Origin of the sequence: Colwellia sp. PAMC 20917, from assembly GCF_001767295.1 — a bacterium.
In the GTDB taxonomy this organism is placed as follows: Bacteria; Pseudomonadota; Gammaproteobacteria; order Enterobacterales; family Alteromonadaceae; genus Colwellia_A.
The window spans coordinates 3,005,870-3,020,798 of the sequence record NZ_CP014944.1; the positions used below are offsets into that span (position 1 = coordinate 3,005,870).

The 14,929-nt window shown below is 38.5% G+C and carries 16 protein-coding genes; 10 read left to right on the forward strand and 6 right to left on the reverse strand.

Annotation, left to right across the window (positions count from 1 at the left end):
- Positions 1-474, reverse strand: a complete 474-nt coding sequence (gene argR / locus A3Q34_RS12950; protein ID WP_070375733.1) for a transcriptional regulator ArgR — start codon at positions 472-474, stop codon at positions 1-3.
- Between the two features lie 225 nt (positions 475-699).
- On the opposite strand from argR, the gene mdh reads away from it, so the two are divergent.
- A complete protein-coding gene (gene mdh / locus A3Q34_RS12955) occupies positions 700-1,635 on the forward strand; it encodes a malate dehydrogenase (protein WP_070375734.1) in 936 nt (311 codons plus the stop codon).
- A gap of 165 nt (positions 1,636-1,800) precedes the next feature.
- Here the strand turns inward: mdh and A3Q34_RS12960 are convergent, their stop codons facing one another.
- Positions 1,801-2,373, reverse strand: coding sequence for a paraquat-inducible protein A (locus A3Q34_RS12960; RefSeq protein WP_197517699.1), 573 nt, complete (start codon positions 2,371-2,373; stop codon positions 1,801-1,803).
- Positions 2,374-2,375: 2 nt separating this feature from the next.
- On the reverse strand, positions 2,376-3,347 hold the full coding sequence (gene ispB / locus A3Q34_RS12965) for an octaprenyl diphosphate synthase (protein ID WP_070375736.1): 972 nt from the start codon (positions 3,345-3,347) through the stop codon (positions 2,376-2,378).
- 227 nt (positions 3,348-3,574) lie between these two features.
- On the opposite strand from ispB, the gene rplU reads away from it, so the two are divergent.
- The 4 genes from rplU (at position 3,575) to folA (ending at position 6,314) form a co-directional block, all read left to right on the forward strand.
- On the forward strand, positions 3,575-3,886 hold the full coding sequence (gene rplU / locus A3Q34_RS12970) for a 50S ribosomal protein L21 (RefSeq protein WP_070375737.1): 312 nt from the start codon (positions 3,575-3,577) through the stop codon (positions 3,884-3,886).
- A gap of 16 nt (positions 3,887-3,902) precedes the next feature.
- On the forward strand, positions 3,903-4,157 hold the full coding sequence (rpmA, locus tag A3Q34_RS12975) for a 50S ribosomal protein L27 (RefSeq protein WP_070375738.1): 255 nt from the start codon (positions 3,903-3,905) through the stop codon (positions 4,155-4,157).
- Between the two features lie 326 nt (positions 4,158-4,483).
- Entirely contained in the window at positions 4,484-5,641 is a 1,158-nt protein-coding gene (cgtA, locus tag A3Q34_RS12980; RefSeq protein WP_070375739.1) for an Obg family GTPase CgtA, read from the forward strand.
- Between the two features lie 181 nt (positions 5,642-5,822).
- Positions 5,823-6,314 (forward strand): type 3 dihydrofolate reductase, encoded by a 492-nt coding sequence (gene folA, locus A3Q34_RS12985; RefSeq protein ID WP_070377156.1) that lies wholly within the window; start codon positions 5,823-5,825, stop codon positions 6,312-6,314.
- Between the two features lie 101 nt (positions 6,315-6,415).
- Here folA and djlA read toward each other — a convergent pair whose 3' ends face one another.
- The 3 genes from djlA to A3Q34_RS13000 are packed head-to-tail and all read right to left on the reverse strand — an operon-like array spanning position 6,416 to position 8,947.
- Positions 6,416-7,207, reverse strand: a complete 792-nt coding sequence (gene djlA / locus A3Q34_RS12990; RefSeq protein WP_070375740.1) for a co-chaperone DjlA — start codon at positions 7,205-7,207, stop codon at positions 6,416-6,418.
- 37 nt (positions 7,208-7,244) lie between these two features.
- Complete coding sequence (gene murU / locus A3Q34_RS12995; protein ID WP_070375741.1) at positions 7,245-7,934, reverse strand: N-acetylmuramate alpha-1-phosphate uridylyltransferase MurU; 690 nt, start codon at positions 7,932-7,934, stop codon at positions 7,245-7,247.
- On the reverse strand, positions 7,931-8,947 hold the full coding sequence (locus A3Q34_RS13000) for an aminoglycoside phosphotransferase family protein (protein WP_070375742.1): 1,017 nt from the start codon (positions 8,945-8,947) through the stop codon (positions 7,931-7,933). The genes murU and A3Q34_RS13000 overlap by 4 nt, the downstream gene beginning before the upstream one ends.
- Before the next feature lie 237 nt (positions 8,948-9,184).
- Between A3Q34_RS13000 and A3Q34_RS13005 the strand changes: the two genes are divergently transcribed.
- The 5 genes from A3Q34_RS13005 to apaG are packed head-to-tail and all read left to right on the forward strand — an operon-like array spanning position 9,185 to position 14,922.
- Positions 9,185-11,398 carry an LPS-assembly protein LptD gene (locus tag A3Q34_RS13005; protein WP_231907354.1) on the forward strand — a complete coding sequence of 738 codons (2,214 nt, stop codon included), beginning with the start codon at positions 9,185-9,187 and terminating at the stop codon, positions 11,396-11,398.
- A gap of 20 nt (positions 11,399-11,418) precedes the next feature.
- Positions 11,419-12,720: a peptidylprolyl isomerase SurA gene (gene surA / locus A3Q34_RS13010; RefSeq protein WP_070375744.1), complete on the forward strand. Its 1,302-nt coding sequence runs from the start codon at positions 11,419-11,421 to the stop codon at positions 12,718-12,720.
- Positions 12,720-13,703, forward strand: coding sequence for a 4-hydroxythreonine-4-phosphate dehydrogenase PdxA (gene pdxA, locus A3Q34_RS13015; RefSeq protein ID WP_070375745.1), 984 nt, complete (start codon positions 12,720-12,722; stop codon positions 13,701-13,703). The genes surA and pdxA overlap by 1 nt, the downstream gene beginning before the upstream one ends.
- Entirely contained in the window at positions 13,700-14,512 is an 813-nt protein-coding gene (rsmA, locus tag A3Q34_RS13020; protein ID WP_070375746.1) for a 16S rRNA (adenine(1518)-N(6)/adenine(1519)-N(6))-dimethyltransferase RsmA, read from the forward strand. The genes pdxA and rsmA overlap by 4 nt, the downstream gene beginning before the upstream one ends.
- A complete protein-coding gene (apaG, locus tag A3Q34_RS13025; RefSeq protein WP_231907355.1) occupies positions 14,509-14,922 on the forward strand; it encodes a Co2+/Mg2+ efflux protein ApaG in 414 nt (137 codons plus the stop codon). Before rsmA ends, apaG begins: the two co-directional genes overlap by 4 nt.
- The last annotated feature ends 7 nt before the right edge of the window (positions 14,923-14,929 follow it).

The following is a 14,929-nucleotide window of genomic DNA, read 5'->3' on the forward strand; positions in this document are numbered from 1 at the left end:
TTAATTTAAGTTTCTTGAAAACAGTAACTCTAATTTAGCAATGGTTTCTTTTATTTGTCCAACATGGGTTGGGGCAATAAAAATAGTATCATCACCAGCAATCGTACCCAGTACTCCATCGCTTTTACTTAAACTATCAAGTAAGCGAGCGATTAACTGGGCAGCGCCTGGGCTTGTTCTAACAATAATCATGACTTCATTGTATTCAATATCTATCACTAGTTGGCGTAAAGGGCTTTTTGCTGTTGGAACGCCTAGTTCAGCCGGTAAACAATAAACCATTTCTTGGCGAGCGTTACGGGTGCGAACTGCGCCATATTTACTGAGCATACGTGAAACCTTTGACTGGCTGATATTATCAAAACCTTGTTTCTTCAACGCATCAACTATATCGCCTTGAGAACCAAACTGCTCTTGCTTTAATAAATCTTTAAAAGCTTGTGTTAATGCTTCTTGTTTTTGTGAAACTGTCATAATTTAACGGTACTCTTTGTTATTTTTCTACTACACTTTTTTTAATCTTAAATTCTTAATGATGAGGAAGTAAGACCTAAGTATTATTTCATTAAAAGTATTATACGGTATCCTAATGCCATATATAGTTTAATATTAATTGTTTTTTAGTGGCCGATGCTATATCTTTTGGGCACGAAAATTTACGTATTTACTCAAATATTCTTTAACTACCGGAGACATCAAATGAAAGTTGCTGTTTTAGGCGCTGCTGGCGGAATCGGCCAAGCGTTATCATTATTATTAAAAACCCAATTACCAGCGGGTTCTGAGCTATCTTTGTATGACGTAGCACCAGTTGTTCCAGGTGTTGCTGTTGATTTATCACACATACCTACAGCTGTTAAAGTTGAAGGTTTTGGTGCTGACGCATTAGGCGACGCATTAACAGGTGCTGATATTGTTTTAATTCCAGCAGGCATGCCACGTAAGCCAGGTATGGATCGTGCTGATTTGTTCGCTGTTAATGCGGGCATTATTAAAACTTTAGCAGAAGGCATTGTTGCTAACTGTCCTAAAGCGTTAGTTGGTATTATTACTAACCCAGTTAACGGCACGGTTCCTATCGTTGCTGAAGTCTTCAAAAAAGCAGGTACTTATGACGCGGCTCGTGTCTTTGGTATTACTACGCTAGATGTTATTCGTAGTGAAGCGTTCGTTGCTGAATTAAAAGGCTTAAACGTTGCTGAAGTTAAAGTTCCAGTAATTGGTGGCCACTCAGGTACCACTATTTTACCACTTCTTTCACAAGTTGAAGGTGTTACTTTTACTGATGAAGAAATTGCTGCTTTAACACCTCGCATTCAAAACGCAGGTACTGAAGTTGTTAACGCTAAAGCCGGTGGTGGTTCTGCTACTTTATCTATGGGCGCTGCTGCAGCTCGTTTTTGTATGTCTTTAGTTAAAGGTTTACAAGGCGAAGACGTGGTTGATTACGCTTACGTTGAAGGCGCAGGTGAAGATGCACAATTTTTCGCACAACCGGTACGTTTAGGCGTAAATGGCGTTAGCGAAATTTTATCTTACGGTAAACTAAGTGCTTTTGAAGAAAAAGCGAAAGTTGATATGTTAGACACATTAAAAGCTGACATTACTGAAGGCATTAACTTCATCAAAGGTTAATTTGTTGAACGTTAGCATTAGCCTCATTCAGTAAATTTATATTTATTGGCTGATGTTTTTGCAATAAAAAAAACCGCTGCTCTGTAAAGACTAGCGGTTTTTTTATTTCTAAAAATAATCAATGATAATGCTGTTACAGATAATATCGATGAACAGATTAAAGGACTAGTCGTTAAGCTGGCTTTTGTTTAGACCACTTTGACTCAGCTGCGTACCAACTAATGACAGTAAACAATAAGCACAAAAGAAATAAAAACCAGGGCCGACAGCCGACAGTGTTTCACTGCTGATCATTAAATTGAGTTTAAAGCCCATAATACTTAACGTTTGTTGGCTTGCTGTTTCTGCATGGTTAGTCGACAAAACAGCTAGGAATATCGCCACAACAAAAACGTCAGCCATTGACCATTTTCCAATTGCACCAACAAAGCTAATGATTTTTCTTTCTAATTGAGTCTTCCTTTTAAAATAAGACCAAGCTACTAAGGCCGTTTTCAATAAAGGAATACAAATAGAGAAAATAAAAATGAGCACAGACACTAATATACGATCGTTTTGCCACAGCTCTTGAATTGTAGTTAACAGGGAAAGCTCTTTGTTAATTAACTCTGAGGTCAACGCAGGTCCAGCAATAGTGGCGCTAACATCCATGCTCAAAGAGAACATCGGTAATAATATCCCTGGAATAAATAACAAAATAGCAAGAAGATTAAGATAAAAGCCAAAATGGGTCTTCATCATTATACGCTTCTATTTGCAGCAATATGGGCCAGAGATATCAGCGCTTGCTTATGTTCAGACTCGGGCAGTATTTTTAACGCATCAATGGCTTTATCCGCTTCTTGCTCGGCTTGCTTTTGTGTGTAGACGAGAGAGCCTGTTTGCTCCATTGCAGCGAGTATCTCGTCTAAATGCTCCATACCATTGCAATGTTCAATAGCGTCGCTTATTAGCTGCTTTTGCTGCGCATTACCGTGCTTCATGGCATAAAGTAATGGTAAAGTAGGCTTGCCTTCAGCTAAATCATCACCAATATTTTTTCCCATCGCTTTGGCATCGGCGGTGTAGTCCATAATATCGTCAACCAATTGAAAAGCAGTGCCTAAGTATTTACCGTATTCTTGCATCGCTTTTTCAGTTTTTTCATCTTGCCCGGCAATAACTGCTGCTAAACGGGTTGCGGCTTCAAACAGTTTCGCTGTTTTGCAGTAAATAACCTGAAAATAACTTTCTTCGGTGGTGTTAGGGTCATTACAGTTCATTAACTGCAAGACTTCACCTTCGGCAACAATATTAGTGGTATCAGACAATATATCCATTATTCTCATATTGCCTAACTTGGTCATCATCTGAAAAGAGCGAGTATAAAGAAAGTCACCAACGAGTACGCTGGCGCTATTACCAAATAGTGCATTAGCGGTTTCTCGACCACGACGCATGTTTGATTCATCAACAACATCATCATGTAATAAGGTCGCGGTGTGAATAAACTCAATAATGGCGGCAATAGAGATATGATCATTACCTTGATAACCAAAAGCACGTGCGGCGAGAACCGTTAACATGGGACGCATGCGTTTTCCACCGGCATTGACAATATAAACGCCAAGCTGATTAATTAACGCAACGTCAGAATTTATTTGCGCATAAATAACATTATTTACCGCTGTCATATCTTGTTGAGCGAGGGCTTGTATGTGTTTGATATCCATAGAAGGCTATAGCTACCTTTGTTGTTGTATTTGAGAGATTTTATGAAGCATGAGTTTACACGAAATTATTTAGCAATAAAGGGCTGTAGCGGAATAGTTTATCGATAAGTAAATTAAATAGAAATAGATGCGAATTAGACTTGCCTGAATAAAAATCTTCGCGTAGAATTCGCGCCCTATATTTTAAAATCTAGCGTCTAAATAAAATGACGCTTTACGGAGTAGGTATGTACGCTGTATTCCAAAGTGGCGGTAAACAACACCGTGTAACTGAAGGACAAACAGTTCGCCTTGAAAAGCTTGAGCTTGAAATTGGTGCAACAGTAGAATTCGATAACGTTTTAATGATCGCTGACGGCGAAGCCGTTAATGTAGGCGCGCCTTACATTGCTGGTGGTAAAGTAGTAGCTGAGATTGTAAATCAAGGCCGTGCTGATAAAGTTAAAATTGTTAAATTTAAACGTCGTAAGCATTCACGTAAAGAAGCGGGCCATCGTCAATGGTTCACTGAAGTGAAAATTACTGGCATTAACGGCTAATTAGGAGCGATTTAAAATGGCACATAAGAAAGCTGCAGGTAGTACACGAAATGGTCGCGATTCAGAAGCTAAACGCCTTGGTGTTAAGCGTTTTGGTGGCGAAGCTGTATTAGCTGGAAACATTATTGTTCGTCAACGTGGTACTAAATTCCACGCTGGAACAAATATGGGTATTGGTAAAGACCACACATTATTTGCTTTAACTGATGGTAAAGTACAATTTGATGTTAAAGGTCCTAAAAACCGTAAGTTTGTAAGTATTGTTGCTTAGTAACGTTACTCAAACTTAATAAAGACCCTGCTTTAAGCAGGGTTTTTTTTTGATACTTAATTACTTGAGTATCTAATATTCATTGCACTAATTAACGACTCATTTTTAAATGACCTAAATAGTCAATAACTTCGTTGCTTCAATCCCAATAGTCAGCTATTGCTTAATCAAGCGCCTTGTTATTGAAAATTTATTTACCTTTAATGATGTAACTTTAATTAGTTCAAAGGGTATTCATTTTGTATAAAAAATAACTTTGTTTTCGTAAGTGCAAAAAATAACTTATAATAAGGCAATAGTTTAATCTTGGAGTGTTTCAAAGCACCATGAAATTCGTTGATGAAGTTGAAATTAGAGTTGAGGCCGGAGACGGCGGCAACGGTTGTGTAAGTTTTCGAAAAGAAAAGTACATTGAATACGGCGGACCTAATGGTGGTGACGGCGGTGACGGCGGTGACGTTTATTTAATGGCTGACGAAAGCCTGAATACCTTAATTGATTACCGCTTCGAGCGTTTTCATCGTGCTAAGCGCGGTCAAAATGGTCAAAGTCGTGATTGTACGGGTAAAGGTTCAGAAGATTTAATTTTGAAAGTACCTGTTGGTACACGTGCTATGGATGTAGACACCGGTGAACAATTAGGTGACTTAACCCGCAATGAACAGAAAATGTTAGTGGCTAAAGGCGGCTGGCATGGTTTAGGCAATACGCGTTTTAAAAGTAGTACTAACCGCGCTCCTCGCCAAAAAACCGATGGTACACCGGGCGAAATACGTAGTCTTAAACTTGAGCTATTGTTACTCGCTGATGTAGGTTTGTTAGGTTTACCTAATGCAGGTAAGTCTACTTTGATACGCAGTGTTTCAGCGGCTCGACCTAAAGTTGCAGATTATCCCTTTACTACGTTGGCGCCAAACTTAGGTGTCGTTCGCCTAGATACGCAACGTAGTTTCGTTATTGCTGATATTCCTGGTTTGATTGAAGGCGCAGCAGAAGGCGCAGGCTTAGGTACACAGTTCCTTAAGCATCTAGAGCGTTGTCGAATTTTATTACATCTTGTTGATGTAATGCCTGCCGATGGTTCTGATCCTCTTGAAAACGCTAAAACTATTATCAGTGAATTAGAGCGCCATTCAGCAAAACTTTTTGCTAAACCGCGCTGGTTAGTGTTTAACAAGCTTGATTTAATGTTAGAAGATGAAGCGAAAGCGCTAACAGATAGTATTGTTGCTGGCTTAAATTGGACTGGCGAAGTACGAAGTGTCTCTGCTATCAATAAATTTGGTACCGCTGACCTAACGCAAGGCGTAATGACTTTTATCGAAGGGCTTCCTCCAGAAATCGAAGAAACACCTGAAGATAAAACGGTTGAGTTCAAGTGGGATACTTACCACGAAGAAGCGGTATCCGGCGTTGAAGACGAATTAGGTGACGAAGACTGGGATGAAGATGAATACGATGTAGAAGTTGAATATCGTAAGTAATTATTCACTGTTCATTTAGTTAGTTGTTATAAAAAAGCCCAAGTATAATTTACTTGAGCTTTTTTTTAGGGGGTAAATCGCTATCATCCCCTGATGAGTGATGTTAAATAAGCCCGTGAAACAATAATGAGTTATTTCATTAAGCAAATAGTGAATTATTCCCTTTAGAGAGACCATGTTAATGACCCTACTTTCGATGATTGTCGCCCACGCTGATAACCGTATTATTGGCAAAGATAATAATATGCCGTGGCACTTACCCGCTGATTTAGCCTATTTTAAAAAAACGACGTTAGGTAAGCCAATTATTATGGGGCGAAAAACCTATGAATCTATTGGTCGTCCTTTACCCGGTAGACAAAATATTGTTATTTCACGTGACCAAAACTACCACGCTGATGGGGTAGACAGTGCTACGTCAGTCGAACAAGCTTTGCTACTAGCGGGTGAAGTAGACGAAGTGATGGTCATTGGTGGTGGTGCTATTTACAGCCATTGTTTGCCCCTGGCTAACCGTCTTTACATTACTCATATCAAAGCCGATATCGATGGCGACACTCAGTTTCCTGAATACAATACGGTGGAAGATTGGCAACTAACCAGTAGTGTTAAACTCAGTGCCGATGACAAAAATAGTTTTGATGTGGATTTTTGTGTTTATCAACGAAAATAAACACTTTAAAGAATAAAAAACGCATACGCTAGTATGCGTTTTTTATTGAGTGGCTTGCAAGCTAGCCACTAATCTCTGCTGGTAATAACAAGCATTAGCGGCTATTTGTTTTTAGTAATTAACTCGTATGCCCCTTGAATATCTTGTGCTTTTTGCTTGGCAATTTCCATCATTTCTGGTGGTAAACCTTTAGCAACCAACTTATCAGGATGATGTTGCGACATTAACTTTCGGTAAGCTTTCTTAATATCCTTTTCAGGTGTGTCTGCTGCAACACCCAACACTTTGTAGGCATTCTCTAATTGAGATTGAGAGCTTTTACCTGATTGACCTTGATGAAATTGTGCACCAGCGATAATCATTTCTAAGAGTCTATCAAGCTCTTTACTTGAAAAGCCTAATTGCTGCGCTATGGTGTGTAAGGCTTGGCGTTCATCACTGTCTAAGTGACCATCAGCAAAAGCGACTTGAATTTGAATCTCTAAAAAGAGCAATAATAAATCATGACGATTTCCGCAAACTTGTTTGAATTTGGCAAGGTTATCGTTGAGTGGAAAACCCGCCATTTTACCTTCTCTAAAGGCATCTTGGGCTTGTTGTCTTGACTCTCCTTGCAACGATAATTTGTCCATATAAGCATTGGCGAATTCAATTTCATGCTTAGACACTAAGCCATTCGCTTTTGCCATGTAGCCCATCACTGAAAAAGAAGTGTAAAAAAATGCGCTCTGGCGTTCACTTTCTGAGCTTTTCGAGCCTGAAAGGTTATTAAAATTAAGCCCTCTACCTTTATCAAAGTTATGACCAATAAACATGCCGATTAATGCACCTAGTAGGTTTTTACTCAGCATAAAACCAAATATAAAGCCTAAAAGTTTTCCCCATATTCTCATTATCAATATTACCTGTTTGTGTTATTAATTGATTAACTTATCTATTTAGATACGCTAAACGTTCTGGCGTACCAACATCGGTCCATGCACAATCAAGTATGCTGGCTGAAACCTTGCCGTCGCTAACCGCGCTTTTGAGCATCGGACCAAGCTTTAATACCGACATGGTATTTTTATCTTTAAAAAAATCAGCGCGAAATAAACTAATTCCACTGAAGGTGTAAGTATTTTTCTGTGTTGATTCTGACTGATTTACAATATTGGTGAGTTGATTGTTATCAAAAATAAAATCACCTTTTATATTATGATCAGGATTGTTAACTAAGCAGATATGCGCTAACTGGTCTTTGGCTAATTTCGGTAAGTTAGCAAAGTTAACATCAGTAAATATATCGCCGTTTATCAGCATAAAGGCTTCATTATCATTATTATTGCTTAATAAAGGTAGCGCCTGAATAATACCGCCAGCTGTTTCAAGTGCACCAGTATTTTCCGGACTGTAGCTTATATTAACCCCGAATTTTTTACCATCACCTAAATAGTCAACGATCATCTCTCCTAACCAGGCATAGTTAATAACAATATCTGTGATGCCACACTGGGCGAGTTTATTAATATGGTATTCGATTAGCGGGATCCCAGCTACTCTGAGTAAAGGTTTTGGACAATGATCCGTTAAGGGTCGCATACGTTCACCACGACCAGCGGCTAAAATCATCGCTTTCATGCTAATGTACCTGCTTTAAGTTTTTGCATCGCAGGCAGTACTTTCACTAATAAAAGCTGATGTAAAGAGGCTAATTCAGGATATTGTCCACTGATCTCAACAAGGTAGCTAAGTGTTAGCGGAATATCTTTTAAGTAGCCGCTTTTATTATCGCGATGATGTAAACGAGCAAATATACCACTCGCTTTAATGTGGCGTTGTAAGCCAGTTAAGTCGAACCAGCGCTGCCATTGCTGGCGAGTGATATCGTTTAATGAATAGTGCTCTGTCATCATATCTATGTAGCGGTTTAGTAACAATGAAACAGACTCGTTTGGCCATTTCAGGTAGCAGTCACGGAGTAACGAGACGATATCGTAAGTGATAGGACCAATGACAGCGTCTTGAAAGTCAATAATGCCGAAATTGTTATCCTCGAGGACCATAATATTTCTACTATGGTAATCTCGGTGCACCAAGACTTGCGGTTGGCTCAGCATATTTTCTGTTAATAGTGAAAAGCAGTCTGTTAACTGCTGTTGCTCATCAGCAGTTAATATAATTGATAAGTGCTCAGTTAATAACCATTGTGAGAAAATATTGAGTTCAAGCTCAACAAATGCTTGATCATAATGGGGTAATGCTTGAGTGTTCTTAGGCAATGAAGACTGAATTTTTGGTAAAATATCGATAGCTTTTTGATAGGTAAAAATGATATTTTCAGTCGATAAAATATCAGCTAATAGCGTTTCACCAAAATCAGCTAAGCAAAGAAAACCTAGTGATAAATCAGCCGCAATAATTTCAGGCACTAAGACATCATTATCCTTAAGGCTCTGTTGCATAAAAACAAAAGCCGCGTTATTAGATTTATCTTTAGGGGCATCAACGGCGATAAATGAACGACCCTTTATCGCAAAACGATAATAGCAGCGAAAGCCAGCATCGCCAGTTAAGGGGGTCAATTGAATATCTTCGCCTGAAAATTGTTTATCCAACCATAGGTGTAACGCTTGAATTCGAGAGCTTGGCAAGTTTTCTATTCCTCAAGTAAATGGTACTAATAGTTATCTTAGGTGAGGGCATAAATGAGTAATGCCAACCCGTATTACCAATATACCGAATTAGCACCCTAAAGAAAATTGCTATATTATCTAAGTGTTTGAGTATAAAATGTGGCTCGCTTTCATCTTTCTTGCTTTAATCATTCATCTATCGGACTTTTAATGTCATTTCCGCGCTATTTAATTTTAATAATTACTTGTTTATCAATGGCTAAATATAGTGTTGCTCAACAAGTTACCGATATTCTCGATGGTATGGCTCAATGCCCTATACCGACTTACCCACAGTTAACCGCTACTCAATCTATTGAAAAGAGTAAAGCGATCACTATTTTAGCTGATAAATCGGGTATTAATAAAAATAAAGTCGCTAAATTTACCGGCAATGTCATGTTGATTAACAGTCAGCAGACAATTCTTGCTAATGAGGTTGAGCTTAATAGAGAAAGTTCATCGGTTAAGGCCACGGGCGATATTCATTTTCAAAATAAAGGCATTGACATTTTTGCTGACCAATTGAATATAAGTGAATCGCTTGGCGCGACTACCTTGAAAAATACTCAGTATCAACTTGCGGGAATAGCAGGACACGGTGGTGCTGGTATTATTGCTGTGTCTAGAGAAGGTACCTTGTCATTAATTGACTCGTCTTTTACGACTTGTTACGGCGCTTCACCTGATTGGCAAATGAATGCCAGCGAAATTAATATTTCTAAAGATGAACGTTATTTAGAAGCTTATAATGCAAGGTTTTCAGTTTTTAATGTGCCGGTGTTGTACCTACCTTATTTTACGATTCCTATTGGTGATGATAGACAATCTGGTTTTTTATATCCTGAAATTGGTAATTCAGGTAAATCAGGTTTTACCACGTCAATTCCTTATTACTGGAATATTGCCCCTAATATTGATGCGACGATTACCCCAAAATACATGTTAAAGCGTGGCAGTCAATTAATGACAGAATTTCGTTATTTGCATGATGAACAACAAGGACAATTTGATCTCGAATATCTAGATCAAGACAATGAGCAAGAAGATAACACCGATGCACGATATTTAGTGCGTATGCAACATGTTGGCACCTTTTCAGAGCGATTTCGTGCTTCCATTGACTACACGACAATTAGTGATGATAACTATTTAGTTGATATTGGTAGTAAGCACTACAATGATAATGATGCTTACTTATATCAAACAGGTGAATTAGCTTATTTTGCGGATAGTTGGCAAGCCAAGGTAAAATTACAAGACTTTGAGGTACTCGGCGATAATAAAACAAACTATAAAGCGCTTGCACAACTTGAACTTGCCAGCCATCAAAAAATTGATGTTTTAGACGGGTTATTTGACGTCTATTCTGAAGTCACCAACTTTGACAATGCCGATAAAACTCAAGTAACCGCACAGCGCTATCATGTTGAAGCGGGTTTAACCTTCCCTTTGGTTACGCCAGCTTGGTTTTTGAATTCAGAATTTAAAATACTACAAACCCATTACCTACAAGACAATATTCCTTTGGAAAGTGAGCTTGAAGAAAGTGTAAGTAGAACATTACCTAAAGTCCGTTTTCATGGTGGGGTTAATTTTGATAGGCAAAGTCATTTTTGGGGAAATAGTTTTACACAAACCTTAGAGCCGCAACTGCAATATCTTTATATTCCTGAAAAAGATCAAAGTAATATAGGGCTATATGATACAACCACACTACAAGATGACTATAACGGTCTATTTCGTGATAAACGTTTTAGTGGTTTAGATAGGATAGCTCAAGCTAATCAATATTCTTGGGGAATAACGAGTCGTTTACTCGACAGTGCCAATCAAGAACAACTTAGAGTCAGCTTAGGACGAATTGTTTATCTTAATGATAGTAATTTTACCTTTGAGGAAAACCAAGGAATTGTAGCCGATGCATCGGCATTAGCGGTAGAAGTCTACGCTCGTATAAATAGTAGGTGGCAATTCAGTAGTGACATTCAATATAATACAGAAGATGATGTTACCAACAAGAGTCAAACCAGTATTGATTATCTTTTTGGTGAAAATCAAACAATACAATTGAACCATCGATACACTCGTGATGTCTCAGGTATGACATTAGAACAACTCTCTTTAGCGGGGAATGTCAGTATAAATAAAAATTGGCAAGTTATTAGCCGAGTAACTCAAGATTTACAGCAAAACCGAAGCATAGAAACTTATGCGGGTTTACAGTACCAAAGTTGCTGTTGGTCACTGAGTTTTGCTTATCATCGTTATATTACAGCAAACTTTGATGAACCATCGAGTAATAATAAAAATCGCGATGAATTCAACAATGGTTTTATGCTAAGATTTAGCATGAGAACAAAAGACATTACAGATATGTTCAACTCAAGTATATTTGGCTACAAACGCCCTTACTTTCTCAATAATTAAATATAAGAAATAGACGATACATGAAAAAATCATTGAAATTTTTACTTTTAACAAGCGCTTTGACGGTAACTTCTTTTTTTCCAGTACAAGCACAACAAGTTGAACTTGATCGAGTATCAGCCATTGTAAATGGTGGTGTTGTTTTGGAATCTGAAATAAGAGACCTAATCGAAACCATAAAAAAACAAGCACTAAAAAATGATCAAAGTTTACCATCAGATAAAGCGTTAAGAACGCAGGTCACTGAAAAGTTGATCAACGATGCGTTGATCACTCAGTTAGGCGAACGTATGGGTGTGCAAGTGAGTGATGCACAACTTGATGAAACGCTAACGAATATGGCGACAGAAGAAAAACTAACGTTAGACCAGTTTCGTCAGAATCTTGTTAAAGACGGCACAGATTACGATAAGTATCGTGAACTAGTCAGAACTGAACTTATTTCTGGCGAGGTACGCCGCAATAGTGTTAGTCGCCGTATTTATGTTTCACCACAAGACGTGGCTAATTTGATTTCTTCTATGGAAGAAAAAATTAATACGGATGTTGAATATCGTCTGGGACACATTCTGATTGAGTTCCCTGCGAATCCAACACAAGATGATATGAATGCCGCTAAAGTTCGCGCTGAAAAAGTGATTGAATTACTTAATAACGGCAGTGACTTTGCAAAAATTGCTATTGCTTCTTCAGGCGGTTCAAATGCCTTAGAAGGTGGCGATTTAGGTTGGAAAAATATCAATGAATTACCGACATTATTCTCATCAATTGTTGATGGCGAGAAAAAAGAATCAATTTTAGGACCTATCCGTACCGGTTTAGGTTTTAGTATTGTAAAAATTATAGATATTCGTGGTTTACAAATCGTTGAAGTAGAAGAAGTCAAAGCACGCCACATATTGATTGAACCTTCTGTTATCTTAAGTGAAGCCAAAGCTGAAAGTATTTTACTAGGCCTTATGGACAGAGTTAACGCAGGTGAAGCTGATTTTGGCGACTTAGCTAAAGAGTATTCAGACGGACCTACCTCAGTGCGAGGTGGTGATTTAGGCTGGTCAGACCCTGATGTTTACGATCCTACTTTTAAGGCGGCGTTAGCGCGATTAAAGGTAGATGAAATGCATAAACCTTTTAGAACTTCATTTGGTTGGCATTTAGCGCAATTAACGGGTCGAAGAACACTTGATGCGACAGAACAAATGAATGAAAGCAAAGCTCGTCGCATTTTATTCAATAGAAAGTTTGGTTTAGAAAGTGCGCGTTGGATTAAAGAGCTTCGTGATGAAGCCTATGTAGAGATTTTTAGTCGAGATACAAAATAATGACAAAGCGTATAGCTATCACGCCAGGCGAACCTGCAGGAATTGGCCCAGACTTAACCATCTTCATTGCCCAGCAAGATTGGCCCGTTGAGCTTGTGGTGATTGCTTGTAAAAAGTTAATGCAAGAGCGCGCTGATGTTTTAGGCTTACCAATAACATTTATTGATTATGATGGCTCGAAAGTCGCTAAACCTCAAAAAGCCGGGACACTTACTATATTGTCTGTCGATATGGCTGAGGCTTGTATTCCTGGTGAGCTTAATGCTGAAAATGGTAGTTATGTCATTGAAACATTAAGAATTGCCAGTGAAAAAAATATCTCTGGTGAAATCGATGCTATTGTCACTGGCCCCGTACATAAAGGCTTAATTAATAAAGCGGGTATCGCTTTTAGTGGTCATACTGAATATTTTGCTAGCCAAGCTAATTGTGCCGATGTCGTGATGATGTTGGCGACAGAAGGTTTAAGAGTTGCCTTAGTGACAACGCATATTCCTTTAGCTTATGTTTCTAAAGCGATCACCGCAGAACGTTTACAAAAAGTCACCCGTATTTTAAATACCGATCTTATTAATAAATTTGGTATTAAAGAGCCTAAAATCTACGTATGTGGCATAAACCCTCATGCGGGAGAAGATGGGCATCTAGGTCGAGAAGAAATCGATGTGATGATCCCAGCCTTAAATGTACTCAGAGATGAAGGCATCAAGCTTATTGGGCCATTACCCGCTGATACTATCTTCCAGGAGAAGTACTTAAGTGATGCTGATGCCATTTTAACTATGTATCATGATCAAGGCTTGCCAGTCTTGAAATATAAAGGCTTTGGCGCTTCGGTTAATATTACCTTAGGCTTACCTTTTGTTCGAACCTCGGTAGATCACGGTACCGCACTTGAATTAGCGGGTACCAACTTAGCTGACCCAGGAAGCTTTATTGAAGCAATCACCACAGCCATTAAATTAGCAAATAATCAATCATGAATAATAAAACTCATCTAGGCCACCAGGCCAAAAAACGCTTTGGACAAAACTTTTTACATGACGAAGGTGTGATCAGTAAAATTGTTGATGCTATCGACCCTGAGCCTGGAGAAAATCTTATCGAGATTGGTCCTGGATTAGGTGCATTAACCGAACCGGTTATTGACCGAGCCGGTGCTATCTCTGTTGTCGAACTTGACAGAGATCTTGCCCATCGTTTACGCCATCATCCTTTTATTGCTGATAAAATTACTATTTACGAAGCGGATGCTCTTAAATTTGATTTTAGTGAGATAGCGACCGCAGAACGACCTTTAAGAATTTTTGGCAACTTACCTTACAATATTTCTACGCCACTTATTTTTCATCTTTTAACGTTTAAAGATAGCGTGAAAGATATGCACTTTATGCTGCAAAAAGAAGTTGTTCAACGCATGGCTGCTAGTGAAAATTGTAAAGCCTATGGTCGACTTTCAATCATGACGCAATATCAGTGTCAGGTTATCCCTGTTATGCAAATAGGCCCAGAAGCTTTTAAGCCAGCGCCTAAGGTTGATTCTGCTATCGTGAGATTAATTCCTCATGGTGAGATTAAAAATCCAGTAAAAGATATTAAATCGCTTAACCAAGTTTGTTTGGCGGCATTTAACCAACGTAGAAAAACGATACGCAATAGTTTTAAAAAATTGTTTACGGTTGAACAATTAGCCGCTTTAGGTATTGATGCAAGGCTTCGTGCAGAGAACTTACCGATCACAGATTATATCAAACTGGCAAATTTCTTAACTGATAACCCGGTTGAGTTATGATGGAAGATTCAACATTAACTACAGTCGAATCAATTTCTATGGGATATGATATTTCGGTCAGCGTTAAAACTGAGTATATTGCCTCACAATTGATTGAAAACGAAAAGAACTATGTATTTAGTTATACGATTAGTATTGCCAATAATAGTAATAAACCGGTTAAATTATTGTCTCGTTATTGGTTGATTACCGATGGTGACAATAAGACCTCTACCGTTGCCGGTGAAGGTGTTATTGGTAAGCAACCGATCATAGCGCCAGACAACACGTACACTTATACCAGTGGTTGTATCTTAAAAACCCCGGTCGGTACTATGCAGGGCCATTACCAAATGCTAAGTGATGATAAAGACTTGCAACAAGTTGAAATACCTGTTTTTGGTTTAGCTCAGCCGCACATTCTTAACTAACGGCGAC

Bases quoted from the DNA above. Each gene is read 5' to 3' on its own strand.
- argR (WP_070375733.1), bottom strand. From the start codon at position 474: ATGACAGTTTCACAAAAACAAGAAGCATTAACACAAGCTTTTAAAGAT.
- mdh (WP_070375734.1), top strand. From the start codon at position 700: ATGAAAGTTGCTGTTTTAGGCGCTGCTGGCGGAATCGGCCAAGCGTTA.
- A3Q34_RS12960 (WP_197517699.1), bottom strand. From the start codon at position 2,373: ATGAAGACCCATTTTGGCTTTTATCTTAATCTTCTTGCTATTTTGTTA.
- ispB (WP_070375736.1), bottom strand. From the start codon at position 3,347: ATGGATATCAAACACATACAAGCCCTCGCTCAACAAGATATGACAGCG.
- rplU (WP_070375737.1), top strand. From the start codon at position 3,575: ATGTACGCTGTATTCCAAAGTGGCGGTAAACAACACCGTGTAACTGAA.
- rpmA (WP_070375738.1), top strand. From the start codon at position 3,903: ATGGCACATAAGAAAGCTGCAGGTAGTACACGAAATGGTCGCGATTCA.
- cgtA (WP_070375739.1), top strand. From the start codon at position 4,484: ATGAAATTCGTTGATGAAGTTGAAATTAGAGTTGAGGCCGGAGACGGC.
- folA (WP_070377156.1), top strand. From the start codon at position 5,823: ATGACCCTACTTTCGATGATTGTCGCCCACGCTGATAACCGTATTATT.
- djlA (WP_070375740.1), bottom strand. From the start codon at position 7,207: ATGAGAATATGGGGAAAACTTTTAGGCTTTATATTTGGTTTTATGCTG.
- murU (WP_070375741.1), bottom strand. From the start codon at position 7,934: ATGAAAGCGATGATTTTAGCCGCTGGTCGTGGTGAACGTATGCGACCC.
- A3Q34_RS13005 (WP_231907354.1), top strand. From the start codon at position 9,185: ATGGCTAAATATAGTGTTGCTCAACAAGTTACCGATATTCTCGATGGT.
- surA (WP_070375744.1), top strand. From the start codon at position 11,419: ATGAAAAAATCATTGAAATTTTTACTTTTAACAAGCGCTTTGACGGTA.
- pdxA (WP_070375745.1), top strand. From the start codon at position 12,720: ATGACAAAGCGTATAGCTATCACGCCAGGCGAACCTGCAGGAATTGGC.
- rsmA (WP_070375746.1), top strand. From the start codon at position 13,700: ATGAATAATAAAACTCATCTAGGCCACCAGGCCAAAAAACGCTTTGGA.
- apaG (WP_231907355.1), top strand. From the start codon at position 14,509: ATGATGGAAGATTCAACATTAACTACAGTCGAATCAATTTCTATGGGA.